The organism is Paenilisteria riparia FSL S10-1204 (assembly GCF_000525995.1).
Classification (GTDB): domain Bacteria; phylum Bacillota; class Bacilli; order Lactobacillales; family Listeriaceae; genus Listeria_A; species Listeria_A riparia.
Window position 1 is genome coordinate 1 of record NZ_AODL01000018.1, and the last position, 16593, is coordinate 16593.

General features: G+C 40.8%; 16 protein-coding genes and 2 pseudogenes. 7 read left to right on the forward strand and 11 right to left on the reverse strand.

All coding sequences use genetic code 11. The features are described from left to right. From PRIP_RS10665 to PRIP_RS10675, 3 genes are all read left to right on the forward strand, one after another. The coding region (locus PRIP_RS10665; RefSeq protein WP_036101164.1) for a DUF1462 family protein at window positions 1-167 on the forward strand (167 nt) is incomplete at its 5' end. An 18-nt stretch (window positions 168-185) separates the two neighbouring features. Beyond that, window positions 186-419, forward strand: coding sequence for a YuzB family protein (locus PRIP_RS10670; protein ID WP_036087137.1), 234 nt, complete (start codon window positions 186-188; stop codon window positions 417-419). Window positions 420-721: 302 nt separating this feature from the next. Further along, window positions 722-1372, forward strand: coding sequence for a GNAT family N-acetyltransferase (locus tag PRIP_RS10675; protein WP_036101165.1), 651 nt, complete (start codon window positions 722-724; stop codon window positions 1370-1372). 219 nt (window positions 1373-1591) lie between these two features. Here the strand turns inward: PRIP_RS10675 and PRIP_RS10680 are convergent, their stop codons facing one another. Then, window positions 1592-2587 (reverse strand): NAD(P)/FAD-dependent oxidoreductase, encoded by a 996-nt coding sequence (locus tag PRIP_RS10680; RefSeq protein WP_036101166.1) that lies wholly within the window; start codon window positions 2585-2587, stop codon window positions 1592-1594. 273 nt (window positions 2588-2860) lie between these two features. Here PRIP_RS10680 and PRIP_RS10685 point away from each other — a divergent pair, with 273 nt between their 5' ends. Beyond that, window positions 2861-4075 (forward strand): NAD(P)/FAD-dependent oxidoreductase, encoded by a 1215-nt coding sequence (locus PRIP_RS10685; protein WP_036101167.1) that lies wholly within the window; start codon window positions 2861-2863, stop codon window positions 4073-4075. A 56-nt stretch (window positions 4076-4131) separates the two neighbouring features. On the opposite strand, the gene PRIP_RS10690 is transcribed toward PRIP_RS10685, so the two are convergent. After that, entirely contained in the window at window positions 4132-5832 is a 1701-nt protein-coding gene (locus PRIP_RS10690; protein ID WP_036101168.1) for a SpaA isopeptide-forming pilin-related protein, read from the reverse strand. Window positions 5833-5909: 77 nt separating this feature from the next. Then, on the reverse strand, window positions 5910-6386 hold the full coding sequence (locus PRIP_RS10695) for a divergent PAP2 family protein (protein ID WP_420912120.1): 477 nt from the start codon (window positions 6384-6386) through the stop codon (window positions 5910-5912). A gap of 293 nt (window positions 6387-6679) precedes the next feature. Here PRIP_RS10695 and menI point away from each other — a divergent pair, with 293 nt between their 5' ends. Next, on the forward strand, window positions 6680-7051 hold the full coding sequence (gene menI, locus PRIP_RS10700; protein WP_036101170.1) for a 1,4-dihydroxy-2-naphthoyl-CoA hydrolase MenI: 372 nt from the start codon (window positions 6680-6682) through the stop codon (window positions 7049-7051). 45 nt (window positions 7052-7096) lie between these two features. Here the strand turns inward: menI and mnhG are convergent, their stop codons facing one another. The 8 genes and pseudogenes from mnhG to PRIP_RS10740 all read right to left on the reverse strand — a co-directional run bounded on the left by mnhG (window position 7097) and on the right by PRIP_RS10740 (window position 14656). Continuing rightward, complete coding sequence (gene mnhG, locus PRIP_RS10705) at window positions 7097-7678, reverse strand: monovalent cation/H(+) antiporter subunit G (RefSeq protein ID WP_036101171.1); 582 nt, start codon at window positions 7676-7678, stop codon at window positions 7097-7099. Continuing rightward, entirely contained in the window at window positions 7662-7949 is a 288-nt protein-coding gene (locus PRIP_RS10710; RefSeq protein ID WP_036087267.1) for a Na(+)/H(+) antiporter subunit F1, read from the reverse strand. Before PRIP_RS10710 ends, mnhG begins: the two co-directional genes overlap by 17 nt. Next, entirely contained in the window at window positions 7949-8425 is a 477-nt protein-coding gene (locus PRIP_RS10715; RefSeq protein ID WP_036101172.1) for a Na+/H+ antiporter subunit E, read from the reverse strand. Before PRIP_RS10715 ends, PRIP_RS10710 begins: the two co-directional genes overlap by 1 nt. A 7-nt stretch (window positions 8426-8432) precedes the next feature. Continuing rightward, complete coding sequence (locus PRIP_RS10720; RefSeq protein WP_036101173.1) at window positions 8433-9920, reverse strand: Na+/H+ antiporter subunit D; 1488 nt, start codon at window positions 9918-9920, stop codon at window positions 8433-8435. Next, a complete protein-coding gene (locus PRIP_RS10725) occupies window positions 9910-10257 on the reverse strand; it encodes a Na(+)/H(+) antiporter subunit C (RefSeq protein ID WP_036087121.1) in 348 nt (115 codons plus the stop codon). Before PRIP_RS10725 ends, PRIP_RS10720 begins: the two co-directional genes overlap by 11 nt. Then, window positions 10258-10680: a Na(+)/H(+) antiporter subunit B gene (locus tag PRIP_RS10730; protein WP_036101174.1), complete on the reverse strand. Its 423-nt coding sequence runs from the start codon at window positions 10678-10680 to the stop codon at window positions 10258-10260. Continuing rightward, window positions 10667-13077, reverse strand: a pseudogene (locus tag PRIP_RS10735) (Na+/H+ antiporter subunit A). The gene PRIP_RS10730 and the pseudogene PRIP_RS10735 overlap by 14 nt, the downstream one beginning before the upstream one ends. A 369-nt stretch (window positions 13078-13446) precedes the next feature. Continuing rightward, window positions 13447-14656, reverse strand: a pseudogene (locus PRIP_RS10740) (MFS transporter). A gap of 235 nt (window positions 14657-14891) precedes the next feature. On the opposite strand from PRIP_RS10740, the gene PRIP_RS10745 reads away from it, so the two are divergent. Then, window positions 14892-15479, forward strand: coding sequence for a peptidylprolyl isomerase (locus PRIP_RS10745; protein WP_036101175.1), 588 nt, complete (start codon window positions 14892-14894; stop codon window positions 15477-15479). Between the two features lie 145 nt (window positions 15480-15624). After that, the gene (locus PRIP_RS10750) at window positions 15625-15936 is read left to right on the forward strand and encodes a PTS sugar transporter subunit IIB (RefSeq protein ID WP_036087109.1); all 312 of its coding nucleotides are present in this window, start codon (window positions 15625-15627) and stop codon (window positions 15934-15936) included. Window positions 15937-16593: the final 657 nt, after the last annotated feature.

The following is a 16593-nucleotide window of genomic DNA, read 5'->3' on the forward strand; positions in this document are numbered from 1 at the left end:
TTGCGCCACAAGAAGAAGCGGAGTTGAAAAAAATTGCGGATATGATTGTGGATGAGGATTATATGTATCCGGTTATCGTTATTGATGGTGAAGTCATTGCGGAAGGAAATCCACGCTTGAAAGATATTTATGCGATGATGACAGATCGCGGTTATCAGGCTGTGTAATGGGAGTAGGAGGAAAAAATGAATCCTATTGTGGAATTTTGTGTGAATAATATTGCGTCTGGTTCTGAGGAAGCTTTTAATCGTTTAAATGCGGATCCGAAACTAGACGTGATTGAATATGATTGTCTAACGTATTGTGATTTGTGCGCGACGTCGATGTTTGCGTTAGTGGATGGTGAAGTCGTGCGTGGGGCAACGGTGGATGAATTGGTGGAGAATGTTTATCGGTTTTTGGAGGAGAATCCGTTTTGATTTGTAAGTGAGAACAGGTTATTTCAGAGCCTCAATATGCACTGAAACAAAGCAGAGTGGAGCCCATCTAAGAATCCATTGGATGAATTAATAGGTCTATGCTATGATTGATAGACCTGAATAGCACTCTTTTGTCGGGCATTGGAAGTACTTCGATTTTTGACAAAGTGTGCCATTTTTGCGTACCTGTTTTTATAAAAAGGCGGACATACACTATCTGGGAATCAATGTGCGATTGAAAGAATGATACTGTGTGAAAGTTGATGGAGCATTGAGATAACTTGAGGGGAAGGAAAAAATAAATGAATATAAAAATAAGGCAGGAGCTACCTAGTGATTATAGGAAGGTTGAAGAGATAACAAGAGAGGCTTTTTGGAATTTATATTGTCCTGGTTGCAATGAGCATTTCATCGTGCATAATCTTAGAAATCATGAAGATTTTATTGAAGCATTATCATTTGTTGTAGAAGTTGATGATGAAATAATTGGTAGCATACATTATTCTAAATCTAAAATAATAGCTAAAGATGGTAAGGAATATGAAACGATAACTTTTGGCCCGGTAAGTATTTTACCAAATTTCCATAGACAAGGATTTGGTCGAGCATTAATTGAACATTCGATACAAGCAGCAAGAAATTTAGGATATAAAGCGATTATTATTGGAGGATACCCATATCACTATGAAACATATGGTTTTGTGGGGGCTAAAAAATATGGTTTATCTTTGCCAGATGGAAATTTCTATACTGGAATAATGGCATTACCTCTTGAAAAGGGCGCCCTTGATAGCATAAGCGGCAGTGTTTACTTTAGTGACGCAATGGAACCTGATGAAACGCAACTAGATGAATTCGACAAAGCATTTCCTGATAAAGAAAAGCGAGTGCAAGAAAGCCAATTACAATTTGAAATGGCTGTGAGTGAGTTGGACACGAAAAATTATGATTGATATTACTTCATAAAACTTTATTTGATGAGCGAATGTAATAGATTACGTATTACAAAATAAACCGTTAGAAAGAGTATAGTAGCGCCACAAATTTTAAAGAAAAATAAGAACGCCAACCTTGTTTTTGAGTATAGAATCAACTATCGAGTTTTAAATGGAAGAAAGGCTAGAACATAAGGGAATCTTAAAATTCTCAAATGTTCCAGCCTTTTCTTATGTTTAGTCAAACATTGAACTCGAATGCATCGGTTGTACTCTGGATTTTGGATCGATATAGTTCATCGCGTTGTTCACTGCGGTTGGAGCTTCGCCAAAACCAGTTGCGATTAGTTTTACTTTGCCGTCGTAGGTGCAGACGTCGCCAGCAGAGTAGATTCCGGGGATGTTTGTTTCCATTTTGGAGTTGACGACAATGGAGTTGCGCTCGATATCTAAGCCCCATTCTTTAATTGGTCCAAGAGAAGACACAAAGCCATAGTTAACGATAAAATCATCAATTTCTAGTACTTCTTTACGATCGCCTTTTACTTCTTCTAAAACAATTTGCGTCATTTGTTCTGAATCACCGATGATGTCTGTAGGAATGAACGGTGTTTTGACAGTGATGGAAGAGTTCTCTAGCTTCTCTACGCTATGTTCATGGGCGCGGAAGGCGTTGCGGCGGTGAATGATGGTAACTTCTTTAGCGATTGGTTCTAGCATTAATGCCCAATCTACTGCAGAATCGCCGCCACCACAAACAGCAACGCGACGACCGGAGAAACGGTTTAGGTCGTTGATGAAGTAATGCAAGTTTTTTCCTTCGTATTGTAGTGCATCGTCAAGTTCTAGGCGACGTGGTTGGAAAGCGCCATTTCCTGCTGTGATGATAATGGCTTTACTGTAATGTGTATCTTGATTTGTGCTAATTTCGAATGTGCCATCTGCTTGTTTTTCCACACTTGCTACAGCTTCTTCCAGACAAACGGTTGGTCCAAAAGGCTTCATCTGCGCGATTAAGTTATTTACAAGTTCTTGTGCGCGTACTTTTGGAAATCCTGGTATATCGTAAATATATTTCTCAGGATAAAGTGTCGAAAGTTGACCGCCAAGTTGTGGCAGGCTTTCAATGATCTTGACATTGGCCTTGCGCATTCCGGCATAAAAAGCGGCGAATAGACCAGCTGGCCCGCCCCCGATAATCGTTATATCATAAATTTTTGTTTGATCGTCCACAAAAAAACCTCCTTGGATACTGTTCTTTCAGTTTGTTGACAACAAAACTATTCTACCATAAATCACTTAAAAACAATATGGCAACGGCTTTCTGTTTATTGTGAGCTTCTTCTCTTGAAAAAATGGGGTGAAACGGCTATGATATAATGTGAGGACTTTTTGTCTCTCAAATGGACGTAGATGTTAAGCGCAATCTACATAATTGTCATTAGGAAGATTCCTAGTGCGGTTTCTTGTGAGAAAAATACAATGGGAAAGTGGATGTGATACAAGATGAGTAAGCCAAAGATCGTCATTCTAGGAGCTGGATATGGTGGCTTGAAGACGTTGCGCAAATTGCAACAACTAAATGTAGAAGCAGATTTAGTATTGGTGAACAAAAATGATTATCATCATGAAACAACGTGGTTACATGAAGCTGCAGCAGGAACATTGGAAGCAGATAAACTAATGTATCCTATCGCAAAAGTAGTTAACCCAACGAAAACAACTTTCATCCAAGATACTGTCGAGAAAATCAATAAAGATAACAAGACAGTAACACTTACTGGCAAAGGGGATATTTCATACGACTTCTTACTGATAGCACTTGGATCAGAAGCAGAAACATTCGGTATTAGCGGTTTGAAAGAATACGCGTATACGATTACAAGCATTGATTCTGTTAAACGAATTCGTGCTCAGATTGAAGGTAGTTTTGCGAAATGGAAAACGGAGCAACGCGATGAGTTATTAACAATCGTTGTTGGTGGTGCCGGATTTACTGGTATTGAGTTTTTAGGGGAACTGACGAACCGTATTCCAGAACTTGTGAAGAAATACGACGTACCTCGTGAAAAAGTCCGCATAGTATGTATGGAGGCTTCACCAAAAGTGTTGCCACAATTCGATGCAAAACTTGTTGACTATGGCGTAGGCGTTTTAGAAGACCGTGGTGTAGAGTTCCATGTTGGTACGCCAGTGAAGGAAGCTACAGCCGTAGGTATTAAATATGCGAAAAGTGAAACAGAAGATGTGGAAATCAAAGCAGCGACAGTTATTTGGGCTGCTGGTGTACGCGGAAATAGCGTTATTGAAGCATCTGGATTCGAAGCTGGCCGTGGTCGCGTGAAAGTAAACGATGACTTGACGGTTCCTGGCAATGAAGAAATTTTGATTATCGGGGATTGTTCATTAATGATTAACCCTGAGAACGATCGTCCGTACCCACCAACTGCACAAATCGCGATGCAACAAGCAGATATTGCAGCAGCGAACTTAGCGAAATTGGCTAAAGGTATTACAGGCGAATTAGCACCATTCGTATACCACGAAAAAGGAACAGTGTGCTCGATTGGTGATAATGATGCCATTGGTGTTGTTATGGGTCGTAGCTTAAAAGGCTATCCAGCATCTGTTATGAAAAAAGTAATCGATGACCGCGCGTTATTCCAAATTGGTGGAACTGGGGTTATGGTTAATAAAGGCAAATTTAAATTTTATAAATAAGCATTAGAAAAGCCTAGAGGACAGTGTTTTTAAAACATTGCGCTCTAGGCTTTTTTTTATGTTCGGCGTAGTAGGATACCGGTTGCTAGTAATACTAGGCCTATCAGCTGTGCTAAATCTGCTTCACGGTCTCCGGTTTCTGGAAGCTTTTCGGCTGCTGTTGCATTTTGCACTGCTGTTACTGGTGTTATCGTCGGTGTGACGACGGGTGTTTCTGACTGGTGTTTAGGTTGTTCAGCAGGCGTGGCTGGATTATTTGCTGGTATCGCGGTGTTTTGAATTGTTAAAGTCACAGGTGTTATTGGATTAAACGGAATGGTGAACGGGATGTTGTCTGATTTTAGTTGATAGCCATCAGGAGCTTCTCGTTCTTTTACATAGTAAGAACCAGGGAGCAAGTCGTTTAAAGTAGCAATTCCGCTTGTATTTGTTACTATTTTTGCGATAGCTTGATTACTTTTATCAAAAACATCGAATATGGCGTTTCCTAGGTCTTGATTTTTCGTGTTTATTTTATGAATAATTAGCGTGCCTGTTTTTAATTGATTCGTGACAGTGAGCTCTACAGGCGCGGTTTGGCCGTAGGTGATGGTGAATGGCGTACGGGTTTGTTCCAGTTCATAGCCTGTTGGCGCTGCAGTTTCTTGGATGAAATAGTTGCCAGGAGTAAGTCCGTCAATCTGGACGGAGCCATCTTCATTTGTTGTGCCAGATGCGATGGTTGTGCCGTTGCTATCTTGTACGGTGAACTTGGCATTTGCTAACTTTTTATTTTGGTCAACTTTATGAATGATGATGGATCCTGTTGTTGTGAGACCAGCATCAATCGTAGTATTAGAATCACGAATGGATGTTAAGTTAGCTGTTGCATCGCCGTTTTTATCAGGGTCAGAATCCGTTTTTTCATCGCCAATTTTTTGTTTTGTAAAAGTATAGCGGCTGGGATCTGGATTGATGAACTTCACGTGGTACTCTCCAGCCAAAAGCCCAGTAAACAAGTAGGAACCGATATCATTTGTGGTCGCTGTTTTAACTAAAACATTATTTTTTGTATATAGCTCCACTTGAACATTGGGTGCAGGAGGTTCACCATTATTTTGAACTCCATCACCGTTCGTATCGTACCAGACATAGTCACCTAATTGCGCACCAGTAACATCAATATATAAATTGATATCATCTAAAAAATTACCAATCGTCAAATTTCCGTGAGATGTTGCCACAGGATTAAAGGTTAACCGTGTTATAGTTTGTCCAGCTGGCACAACATAGGTACCAGAATACGTATTCCAAGTCATCCCATCTTCCGCCTCCATAATAGGTAGCGGATTATCTGGCGCTCCAATTAAAAGTTCAGCAATATCTGTACCACTGCGCCCCCGATGGGCAAAACTCCATTTAAGAGTTGAACCAGGAACCGTTTTTATATCTTGATATACTGGCCCAGGTCCATCCGAATTTAATTCAATAAAATTAGTGCCAGAAAAAGCAGGAACATTTTCTCCGTTGCCGTTTTGCCATACTTCAATATTTCCAGAAGGATTCGACGTTGCCCAAGCCTCTACACCATCTTGATTGACATACCAAACATTCGGTTGTCCAGCATTTCTCCCGTAGTCTGCAATATTTATATTTTCAAAATCGGCATTTTTAATCATCCAAGAAAATTCCCAGTTTTCCGTAGCTTCAGCCTTCAACCCACCTGCTAACATAATGAGGAATAGGAAAAATAAACCTATTATCCAGCGTTGCTTCATGTGTGTTCCCCCTTTTTCTAAAAAAACAAAAAAGATGGCTTCACCGTAGTGTATGAATAAGCCATCCTTCGTTGTCTTTATAATAATCCAAATAAGTAATCTACTAAAAATCCGATAGCAATACCAGTCAAAGCTCCAAAGAAAACTTCCATTGGTTTATGACCAAGCATCTCTTTCAAATGTTTTTGTTTCTCAGATTGTTCTGGATCTGTTAATCCTTTCGCATGTTCTACGAATTCATGAAAATCGCGTGCCAATTGATTCAAAACAATGGCTTGCTCACCAGCTTGGCGTCTAACACCAGTCGCATCGAACATCACGATAATCCCAAACACAACAGAAATCGCAAAATAAGGAGAATCAATACCATACTTAATCGCAAGCGTCGTCATTAGCGCTGTCACAGCAGCTGAATGCGAACTAGGCATACCTCCTGTAGAAAACATCAGTCCCCACTGTATTTTCCGGTAAATAAGTAGATGAATAGGGACTTTGACAAATTGCGCGAAAAAAATAGCAATTAGCGAAGCAATTAACGGTACATTGATAAACATGGCAATCTCCTCTTTCTAACAAACAGTGGTATTAATATTGTACCACAATAAAGAAGGATAGAAACCTATGCGGGGGTAAATCGGCGGCAAGCGCTCGCATTTTATTAGTTTAGGGAACTTTCGGCTTTCCCAAAACTAATGAAATACATATGCTTTCGCTCGATTTGTGTGAAGCCGAGTGCACGTCTTACATGGAAAAGATAAAAGATAGAACACAAACATTATTATTAGGGTTCGAAATAGATTTGGATTTCGGATATAATAGAGAGAGAAGATTGAGAGGGAGTGTTGGGATGAGTTTGGGGGATTTTTTGGAGATGGAGTTGGTTGAAGTTGGGATGCAGGGGGCTTGTGTCAGGATGCCAGTGGGTGAGAAGACGAGACAACCGTTCGGCTTTTTGCATGGTGGCGCTTCGGTGGCGCTTGCGGAACAAGCAGCTAGTATCGGCGCGTCACAGCACATAGAGGACGAGGAAATTGTTTTTGGACTTGAGATTAATGCAAACCATATTTCATCGTTACAGGATGGCTACGTGCGTGCAGAGGCTACGCCGATTCATATCGGAAGGTCAACGCAGGTTTGGCAGGTAGAGATTCGCAGTGAAGAGAGCGATAAGCTAATTTGTGTTAGTCGCTGTACAATGGCTGTTAAAAAAAGAAGATAAAAAAATGCCATGTTCCCTAAAAATTTGAAGGGCATGGCATTTTTGTTAGTCTTCTTTTTTATCATCATTCTCTTCGTCTAACTCAATAATTTCATTTTCCGAGTCGTCGGATTCTTGTTCGATGATTGCTTCTTCTCTTTCGCGAGCAACGTCTTCGGCGAATTCGCGTTCGTCGATGCGCTCATCACGTAATTCCCAATCCAATTGGTCTTCCAATTCTTCCCGTTCTTGACGCGCGCGCTCCAATTGTTCTTGTTTGATAATCAAGTTTTTACGCTTTTTAATGTCGTCTTTTTTCACGGAGCGGAGCTGGTCACGAATGCGGATGGCAAGCGGTACACCAGTGTCGTACGCCGCACGATTGATGAGGTGAGAGGCAATTGGTGTGGTCAAATAAATGAACAGAATCGCCAGCAAAACACGAGCGTTAAAGCCCTGGCCAGTATGAAAAAAATACCCAACAGTCGCAAAAAGTAATAAGCTGACACCAAATGTGTTACTAATTCCTGCAGCATGCGTTCGTGTGTAGACATCTGGTAAACGAATAACGCCAATTGCCGCCAAAATACTAAGGGAGGCGCCGAGTAAAATCATCACGGAAATAATAATCTCAATTATCACGTTCACGCTCAATCACCTTCCCTTTCTCAATGAATTTGGCAAAGGAAACTGTGCCGATAAAAGCAAGCAACGCAATTAATAAAATAACATCTAAATACGCACTTGTATCGAGCAACATCGAAAGTAGGGCAACGATAGCAACGAGATTCATCCCAATCGAATCCAGCGCCACCACTTTATCCGAAGTTGTAGGACCTTTTAAAATCCGGTACAAATACAAGAATATCGAAATCGAATATAAAAGCAAGCCGATGGAGAGCACAATAGGTAAAATAATCAATGGAACACCTCCATAATCGCGCCCTCATAGGATTTCCGAATAGTCGCGATTTCTTCTTCAATATTAGGAACATGAAGTGAATGTACATAAATTGCTTTATAATCATCCGATATGTCAATCGAAAGGGTCCCCGGTGTCAGTGTAATTAAAATCGCTAACATCGTTACTTCCCAATCTGTCTCAAGCGTTGTTTCATACCGAAAAATACCTGGTCTAATATTCATATCCTTTTTCAAAACAATTCGTGCTACCATCACTGTGGAAGTAATTAAGTCCTTAAAGAAATTAAACAACAGCTTCACTAGCGCCAAAATCCGCCAAATATAAAAACGAGACCCAAGGAAACGACGCATAAAGAACAACAAGAAAATCCCAATAATAAAGCCAAGGATGAATGTCCCTATCGAAAATGAGGACTGTAGGAACATCCACAAGCAGGCAAGAATAATATTAATAATTAACTGAAACGCCATTTTTGCATCACTCCCCCAGTACCGCTTGAATATAGATTGACGGATCAACTAACGGATCGACTGCTTTATCAATTAGTGGATACATCGCTTCTGAAAAAATTCCATAACCAACCGAAATAACAAGTAAAAACAAGACAGGAAACATCATTTTGCGATACGGAATATCTAGTTTAAATGTTCCTTTTTTCTCGCCCCAGAAGCCTTTAGAGAAAATCTTAATCATTGAAAGGAGGACAAACAGGCTAGAAATAAGTACGACAATACCGCCTACATAATGCTTTGCTCCAAAAGCTCCTTCGATAATAAGTAATTTTCCGATAAAGCCACTGAGTGGTGGAATTCCGGCAAGACCAAGCGCTCCAATAAAGAACGTCCAGCCAAGCGATGGTTTCACACTCATGAGTCCGCTGAATTTTTGAATACTAGAGTAACCGGTAATCGCAATGATAACGCCAATTGTTAGGAAAAGCGTCCCTTTGATTAGCATATCATGAATTAAGTAAAAAATTGCTCCAGTCATTGCCTCGCGTGTCATCAACGAAACACTGAACAAAATCACCCCAACTGCAATCAAAATATTGTAAATCATAATTGTTTTCATGTCGTTATAACTAATCGCGCCAATGACGCCAAGCACAATCGTAATTAACGCAAGTGTGGACAAGAGTGGCAAGGCAAAATCAGTTTCGTTATAAAAAAACAATGTATACACTCGAATTAGCGCGTACACGCCAACTTTTGTAAGTAAACCACCGAACAAAGCCAGAACCGGAATGGGCGGTGCAAAATACGATCCAGGAAGCCAGAAATAAAGCGGGAAAATCCCAGCCTTTAGTCCAAAAACAAACAAGAAAAGTACCGCGACTACCGTAATCATCCCTGTATTGCCACTATCAATCGTCGCGATTTTTTGCGAAATATCAGCCATGTTAAGCGTCCCAATCATCGAATATAATAAGGCAATCGACATAACAAGAAACGCTGAACCGACCACATTAATCAGCAAATACTTCACCGTGGCTTTCAATTGCACCTTTGTCCCACCAAGAACGAGCAAGACATAAGACGCCATCAGCATTACTTCAAAAAATACAAACAAATTGAAAATATCACCCGTCAAGAAAGATCCGTTCACCCCAACAATCAAAAACAAGACGGCTGGATAGTACAAAAATCGCTCACGCGGTTTGCCAATCGAATAAAATGAGTACAACAACACACTAAGCAAAATCAAACTTGTCGTCGTTACTAGTAAGACTGCCAACATATCACCGACAATCGAAATCCCGAACGGCGCTGGCCAGTTACCTAGCGTCACGACCAAAATCCCATGTTGGTAGATGTAATAAACAAGATAAATATTCGCCAAAATTAACACGATACTCGTAATAACAGCAATTGTTCGCTGAATTCTTACTTTTCGCGGAAATAATAACAAGAACACAGCACCAAAAGCAGGAATTAAAATCGGCATTAAAACAAGGTTACTCATCATCTGATTCATGCCCCCTTGTCTTAGAAACGCTCTCACTATCAAGCTCCTGATAAGCCCGATAAGCGAGTACAAGGAAGAAGGCTGTAACACCAAAACTAATAACAATCGCCGTCAAAATAAGTGCTTGTGGCAACGGGTCATTATAAGCTGGAAGCCCTGGCGTATCAAGCAGGGGAGCCTTTCCTTTTTTCAATCCGCCCATCGTTAAGATAAGCAAGTTCACCCCGTGGCTTAAAACCGCCGTTCCAAGAATAATCCGCAATAAACTTTTCGACAGAATGAGGTAGGTGGCTGCCATAAACATGAGCCCAATTAAAATCGACATCAATAGTTCCATCTAGTCACTCTCCCCAATCGTCTGAATTATCGTTAACGTCACGCCAACAACAACTAAATAAACACCCAAGTCAAAAATAGTTGCCGTGTGTAGGGCAGTATCACCAATAATCGGCAAATCCACATGGCCAAACTTATGCGTCAAAAATGGATCACCAGTAAAAATGCCAATCATGCCTGTCCCAAGCGCAAATAATAAGCCAACTCCCGTCATCATAATCGTATTAATATTCAACATACTCTTAACGGTCTGCGTATCATAAGCAATCAGCGTCAGCGTAATCGCCCCAGCAGAAGTCAGTCCAGCAACGAAACCGCCACCAGGATTATAATGCCCCGCTAAGAACAAATGCAACGAAAACAGGAAAATAATAAAGACAACAACCTTCGTGACATTACGCAGCAATACGTCATTTGTTTTCATTTTTTTCCCTCCTCGCTAATCGTAATTTTATCATTCCAAAAATACCAATCGATGCAATCGCCAAAACTACTGTTTCAAATAGTGTATCAAAGCCACGGAAATCAACAAGAATAACGTTCACAATGTTTTTCCCAGCCGCTTTCGTATACGTATTATCAATATAGTATTGCGAAATAGAATCATAAAAATTCGTATCATATGCTGATAGTGAAATCAAGAAGACAACAAGACCAACGCCGAAACTAATCAAGGTTTTCACGGAAAGCCATTTCGGTTTTTCCTCGATATTACTAAACTGTGGCAAGTGATAGAAGACCAGTAAATAAAGTACAACCGAAATAGTCTCAATCACCAGCTGCGTTAACGCAAGATCGGGCGCTCGCGCAACAATAAAGAAGATACTAATCGTATAACCCATTGCACCAAGCAAGATAATGGAAGTAATCCTGGACTTTGAGAACACGACACCAACAAGCGTTACTGCAATAACGAGTGATAACACATAATCCATCATCGTCACACGCGAAATCGCCGACATATCAAAATTAAGCGCATCTGTCGCAAAAATCGTCCCCAACATCAAAATGATAAAAGCCATCAGCATATAATTCAAATATGTTCGAAGCCATCCCGTCATAATCCATAATGTAAAACGATACGAGCCTTGCTCCATGTAATACATGCTATTATCATACGCCTTGCCCCATTGGAAGAATCGCGGCACTTTTTCTTTAATGAAAGGTCGCCACCAGTTCGCTGTTTTGTAAAGCAAAATTCCTAGAATAATAACACCAAATGTCATCATTAGTGCCATTGTAAAGCCATGCCAGAAACTAATATGCACATGATAATCCGTGCCATAAAGCGAAGGCATAATTGATTTTACAGCAGGCTCCAGAAGCGGTTTTGCAATTAAATTTGGGAAAACCCCAGTAACAACAACAAGCACAGCCAAAATTATAGGTGGTAATAGCAATCCAAACGGTGCCTCATGTGGCTTCTTCGGTAATAAATGAGGCTTTAATTTGCCACCAAATGTTTTGAAGAAAATAATCATGCTATACACAAATGTGAAAATACTACCAACCCATGCGACAACCGGAAGCAAAATGCCCCAAGTATCCGCGTTAAACAAGTTCAGCGTCGTCACATCGACCATGCTTTGGAAAAACATTTCCTTACTCAAAAAACCATTAAACGGCGGTAACCCAGCCATCGCGAACGTTCCAATAAAAGCAATCGTCGCCGTAACAGGCATAATTCGCATCAAACCACCAAGCCGCTTAATATCACGCGTACCCGTTTCATGATCGACAATTCCGACCATCATAAACAGACTTCCTTTAAACGTCGCGTGGTTAAACAAATGGAACACCGCTGCAACAAGCGCTCCAATATAAATATCATCACTCCATGAATCGAAATGAAGCGCAGCCGCCCCAACACCGAGTAGCGTCATGATCATTCCAAGTTGACTAATCGTCGAATAAGCCAAAATCGCTTTCAAATCCTGCTTTTTCGTCGCCGTAATGGAACCCCAGAATAGCGTTACAATCCCGACTAGCGAAATCGTCCAGAACCAAACGCCCGACACCGCAAAAAGTGGCGTAAACCGAGCAACCAAATAAAGTCCAGCCTTGACCATCGTTGCTGAGTGCAAATACGCACTAACTGGCGTCGGCGCTTCCATCGCATCTGGCAACCAAACATGAAACGGTACTTGCGCAGACTTCGTAAACGCCCCAAGCAAAATCAAAATCATCGCCGGAATAAACAACGAACTCGCTTGAACGACAGTAGCTTCTCCGATAATTTCATGCAACGAAAACGATCCTGTAATCACATGAAGTAATAAAATCCCTCCGAGTAGCATCAAGCCACCGAATACCGTAATTAATAAAGACTTCCGCGCGCCATAACGCGATCTTTCCCGATGATACCAGTAACCAATCAATAAGAACGAACTAATCGAAGTCAATTCCCAGAACAAATAGAGAACGACTAAATTATCACTAAGTACAACTCCAAGCATCGCTGTCATGAAAACAAATAGAAATGCATAAAAATTGTTTAAACGCTCCTTCTTTTTACCTAAATAAAAAATAGAATAAAACGTAACGAGCGATCCAATCCCTGTAATCAACAAAGCAAAAAGCAAGCTAAGTCCATCCACAACGACAGTGAAATTAATGCCAAGCGATGGAATCCAAGGCATCGTCTCCGTGACAACTCCTTGCATTGTCTGCGGAATAAACGTCAAAAAAATAAAATAAATAAAATGACTGGAATCGGCAGTACTATCCATCCTGTATGCAATTGGTTAGTCCATCGATAAAAAATAGGAATTAACATAGCCATGAGAAATGGCAAGAAAATGGCGAGGTGTAGAAATGACAAACGTTCTCCCTCCTTGATGAAAAAAAATAGTGTTCATATGACGAAACATCACTATGTATACGAGCGATGAAGCTTAGCACAAAAACCCGAAGATAAAAATAGGGTATGGTTCTGTATTCCGTGGAAGTGCCTAAATGGCATGGAACACGCGTTGTTTTGCCACATTTTTTATTATAACACACTTAAATACCCGAAAAAAAGGGTAGAATCTTGGCAGCATTGTAAAAAAGTCATCGTTTTTCAAATTCTATAAATATGTAGAAACAAGAAAAATAAAAAAAAGAAAGTAAAGAAAAAAATAAAGCTGGATCTATGCTTTACCAATTTTACAAGACAAAACATAGCCCCAGCTCGATACAAATGTCCAACTCAATCCACATTCACATGTCGCTTCCGATCCGATTTCAAACTCAACCAAAGCAAAACAAAAGCGACAACAAACATGAAACTCGTAAATACAAACACATTACTCATGCCAACAAAGCCAGCCATTGTTCCACCTAGTATTGGCCCAATTACGTTACCAAGAAAGCGCGCGCTCTGATTATAACCGAGCATCTCACCTTGCATTTGCCCAGGAGCAGCCAGCCGTATATACGCCGTCGTACAAGGCACCATCCCGCCAATTGCAATTCCAAACAAGAACCGGCAAATAATAAACAGCCACAAATTCGGCACAAACGCCTGTGGCAAAACAAACAAAGCAGCCAAAAGCAACAAAATATTTAAAATGCGCTCATAGCCATACTTATCCCCAAGCGAGCCCCATTTCCGCGTCATGACTAAGTTCCCGAACCCAGCCGCAGAAAAAGCCAGCCCAGAGAGTAGCGCCACATTATCGGTATGCGTCAATTCCCCGACATAAAGCGCCAAAAGCGGCTGTACACTAAAGTTTGCCACCTGAATCAACAATGAAATAATCATTACCATCATCAAAACCCGCAATTGAAAAATATGTTTCAACACTTCCCGACGCGAATAAACTATTTTTTGCTTATCATCCACATCCGGCCGAATTTCCTTCAAACCAAACGTTACAATCAAAGCCGCAATAAAAATCGCAATCCCTGTAATAATAAACGTACTCGAGAACCCGAAGAAATCAGCCAAAGCTCCGCCAAGTAGTGGACCGAATAACATCCCCGTCACACCACCAAGCTGCAATGTCCCAAGCACTTTTCCAGCCTCATGTTTATCCGTTTGACGTGCAATAAACGCATTCGAAATTCCGATAAATCCAGTCACGATGCCCATGAAAATCCGCAAAACAAACATATACGTGACAGAATGAGCATAACCCATAAGAAAAATACTCACACTCATCCCGAAAGCAGTAAACATCAAGATTTTTTTAAATCCATACTTATCCCCAATTCGTCCCCAAATCGGAGAAAAAATAAAAGCGACTAAAAAAAGTCACCCCAAAAATATACCCAGCCCAACGTTGCACATAAGCCTCACTGTAGTCCCCAAAGGTTTCAATATACAACGATAAGAACGGCATAATCATCGTTGTACTAGCCGAAACCAGCAAATTCGCCAACATTAAAATATACAAATTCCTCTTTTTCGTTGACATAAAAAATCATCTCTATTCCTTAATAGTTTCCAAAATGCTAATTCCATTATAGAATAAAGAAGAGAAGAAATAAAATAAACGCTCTACGAATAGGAGGCACCATGGTCAAAAAAATTGTTATTTGGGGCGCAGCTAGTTTATTATGTATATATGTACTCGCTGTATTTGTGAACTTACTCATAATCTGGTTCAAATAAAAGCAGCCAATCACAACTAAAAAAGGAGATTCAAAAATATGACCTACTATCCACAATTATCAACAGAAGTTGCAGAAAACGAAAAACTAATCGAAATGGAAACAAACCGCGGCACAATCAAGATCAAACTATTCCCAGAAATCGCACCAAAAGCCGTAGAAAATTTCCTAACACACGCAGAAAATGGCTACTATGACGGCATCATTTTTCACCGTGTGATCCCTGATTTCATGATTCAAGGCGGCGATCCACAAGGCGCAGGATTTGGCGGTGAAAGCATCTGGGGCGAACCATTTGAAGACGAATTCTCACCAAACGCATTCAACATTCGTGGCGCCCTATCTATGGCAAACGCAGGACCAGGAACAAACGGTAGCCAGTTCTTCATCGTTCAAAACAAAAACCTACACCCGCAAATGGCAGGCCAAATGGAATCAGCAGGATTCCCAGCCGAAGTAATTGAAGCATACAAAGGTGGCGGAACACCCCATTTAGACGGTCGTCACACAGTGTTTGGCCAAGTTATTGACGGTATGGATGTAGTAGACGAAATCGCAAACGTAAGCGTAGGTCCCCAAGATAAGCCCGTCCACGACATCACAATCGACAAAATCACAATCCTATAATCAGTACGCCACAATGTATTAAATAAAAACAAAAACAAGCCATCAAACCACTCGTGACTCAGGCTTGTGTAAACGCTACATTATGGAGTATAATACAATTATGAGCAAAAGCAAGCCACCCTAAAATCGAAAGGAAAGATTTTTGATGAAAAATATCGTATTAGTATGTGCGGCAGGAATGTCCACAAGTTTATTAGTAACAAAAATGCGTCAAGCAGCAGAAGCAAAAGGAATGGAAGCCAACATTGACGCGTATTCCATTTCTGAAATTAACGGACTAATTGACACAGCAGACGTAGTATTGCTTGGACCACAAGTTCGTTACCAAAAATCGACAGTTGATAAATTAGCTGAACCAAAGGGCGTTCCAGTGGATGTTATCGACATGACAGCTTACGGTACAATGAATGGTGAAAAAGTATTAGCTCACGCTTTGAAATTAATGGGCGAAGAGTAAATCAAATAAATGAAACAGGAGTTATGAGTGGCATCTGCCATCTGTGACTCTTGTTTTTTTTGTGTTTGAAAAAGAAAATAAAGATGGGCGATTTGAGACAGGTTTGCGCATGAAATATCGGTTATACTCATTCTTGTAAGTAGCAAAAAGGGAGCGTATAGTATATCTCAATCAAGAAAACTTGATAAACAATAAATCTGAAATTCGTCTGACACCAATTCCTAAAAAAAACAACTATATTTGAAGCAGTATGATGACGACAAAACAACACGTGACACAGATTAAAAACTAGATTTCGGCAGGGCATGGTGAGGACTTGATATAAAAATAAGCACAGTGAGATCTGCATGCAAATCTCACTGTGCTTATTGGTTGGGTGTCTTCGAAATCCGGCCTTACGCGCTAGCTCTTCGGAAACTTCACAGCCTCCGCAAAAATCAAAAGAGGATTTTCACTGCGCCTGCTCCAGCTTCTGTCAGAGCTGGACGAGCGCGTGCGGCACTTTGTGAAATCCGGCCTTACGCGCTAGCTCTTCGGAAACTTCACAGCCTCCGCAAAAATCAAAAGAGGATTTTCATTGCGCCTGCTCCAGCTTCTGTCAGAGCTGGACGAGCGCGTGCGGCACTTTGTGAATCCGGCCCTTAACGCCGCTTCGGC

Excerpts from the sequence above, each read along its gene's own strand:
- PRIP_RS10730 (WP_036101174.1), bottom strand. The coding sequence starts at position 10,680 with ATGAAAACAAATGACGTATTGCTGCGTAATGTCACGAAGGTTGTTGTC.
- PRIP_RS10745 (WP_036101175.1), top strand. The coding sequence starts at position 14,892 with ATGACCTACTATCCACAATTATCAACAGAAGTTGCAGAAAACGAAAAA.
- PRIP_RS10720 (WP_036101173.1), bottom strand. The coding sequence starts at position 9,920 with ATGATGAGTAACCTTGTTTTAATGCCGATTTTAATTCCTGCTTTTGGT.
- PRIP_RS10725 (WP_036087121.1), bottom strand. The coding sequence starts at position 10,257 with ATGGAACTATTGATGTCGATTTTAATTGGGCTCATGTTTATGGCAGCC.
- PRIP_RS10695 (WP_420912120.1), bottom strand. The coding sequence starts at position 6,386 with ATGTTTATCAATGTACCGTTAATTGCTTCGCTAATTGCTATTTTTTTC.
- PRIP_RS10670 (WP_036087137.1), top strand. The coding sequence starts at position 186 with ATGAATCCTATTGTGGAATTTTGTGTGAATAATATTGCGTCTGGTTCT.
- PRIP_RS10685 (WP_036101167.1), top strand. The coding sequence starts at position 2,861 with ATGAGTAAGCCAAAGATCGTCATTCTAGGAGCTGGATATGGTGGCTTG.
- PRIP_RS10715 (WP_036101172.1), bottom strand. The coding sequence starts at position 8,425 with ATGGCGTTTCAGTTAATTATTAATATTATTCTTGCCTGCTTGTGGATG.
- PRIP_RS10690 (WP_036101168.1), bottom strand. The coding sequence starts at position 5,832 with ATGAAGCAACGCTGGATAATAGGTTTATTTTTCCTATTCCTCATTATG.
- PRIP_RS10750 (WP_036087109.1), top strand. The coding sequence starts at position 15,625 with ATGAAAAATATCGTATTAGTATGTGCGGCAGGAATGTCCACAAGTTTA.
- menI (WP_036101170.1), top strand. The coding sequence starts at position 6,680 with ATGAGTTTGGGGGATTTTTTGGAGATGGAGTTGGTTGAAGTTGGGATG.
- PRIP_RS10675 (WP_036101165.1), top strand. The coding sequence starts at position 722 with ATGAATATAAAAATAAGGCAGGAGCTACCTAGTGATTATAGGAAGGTT.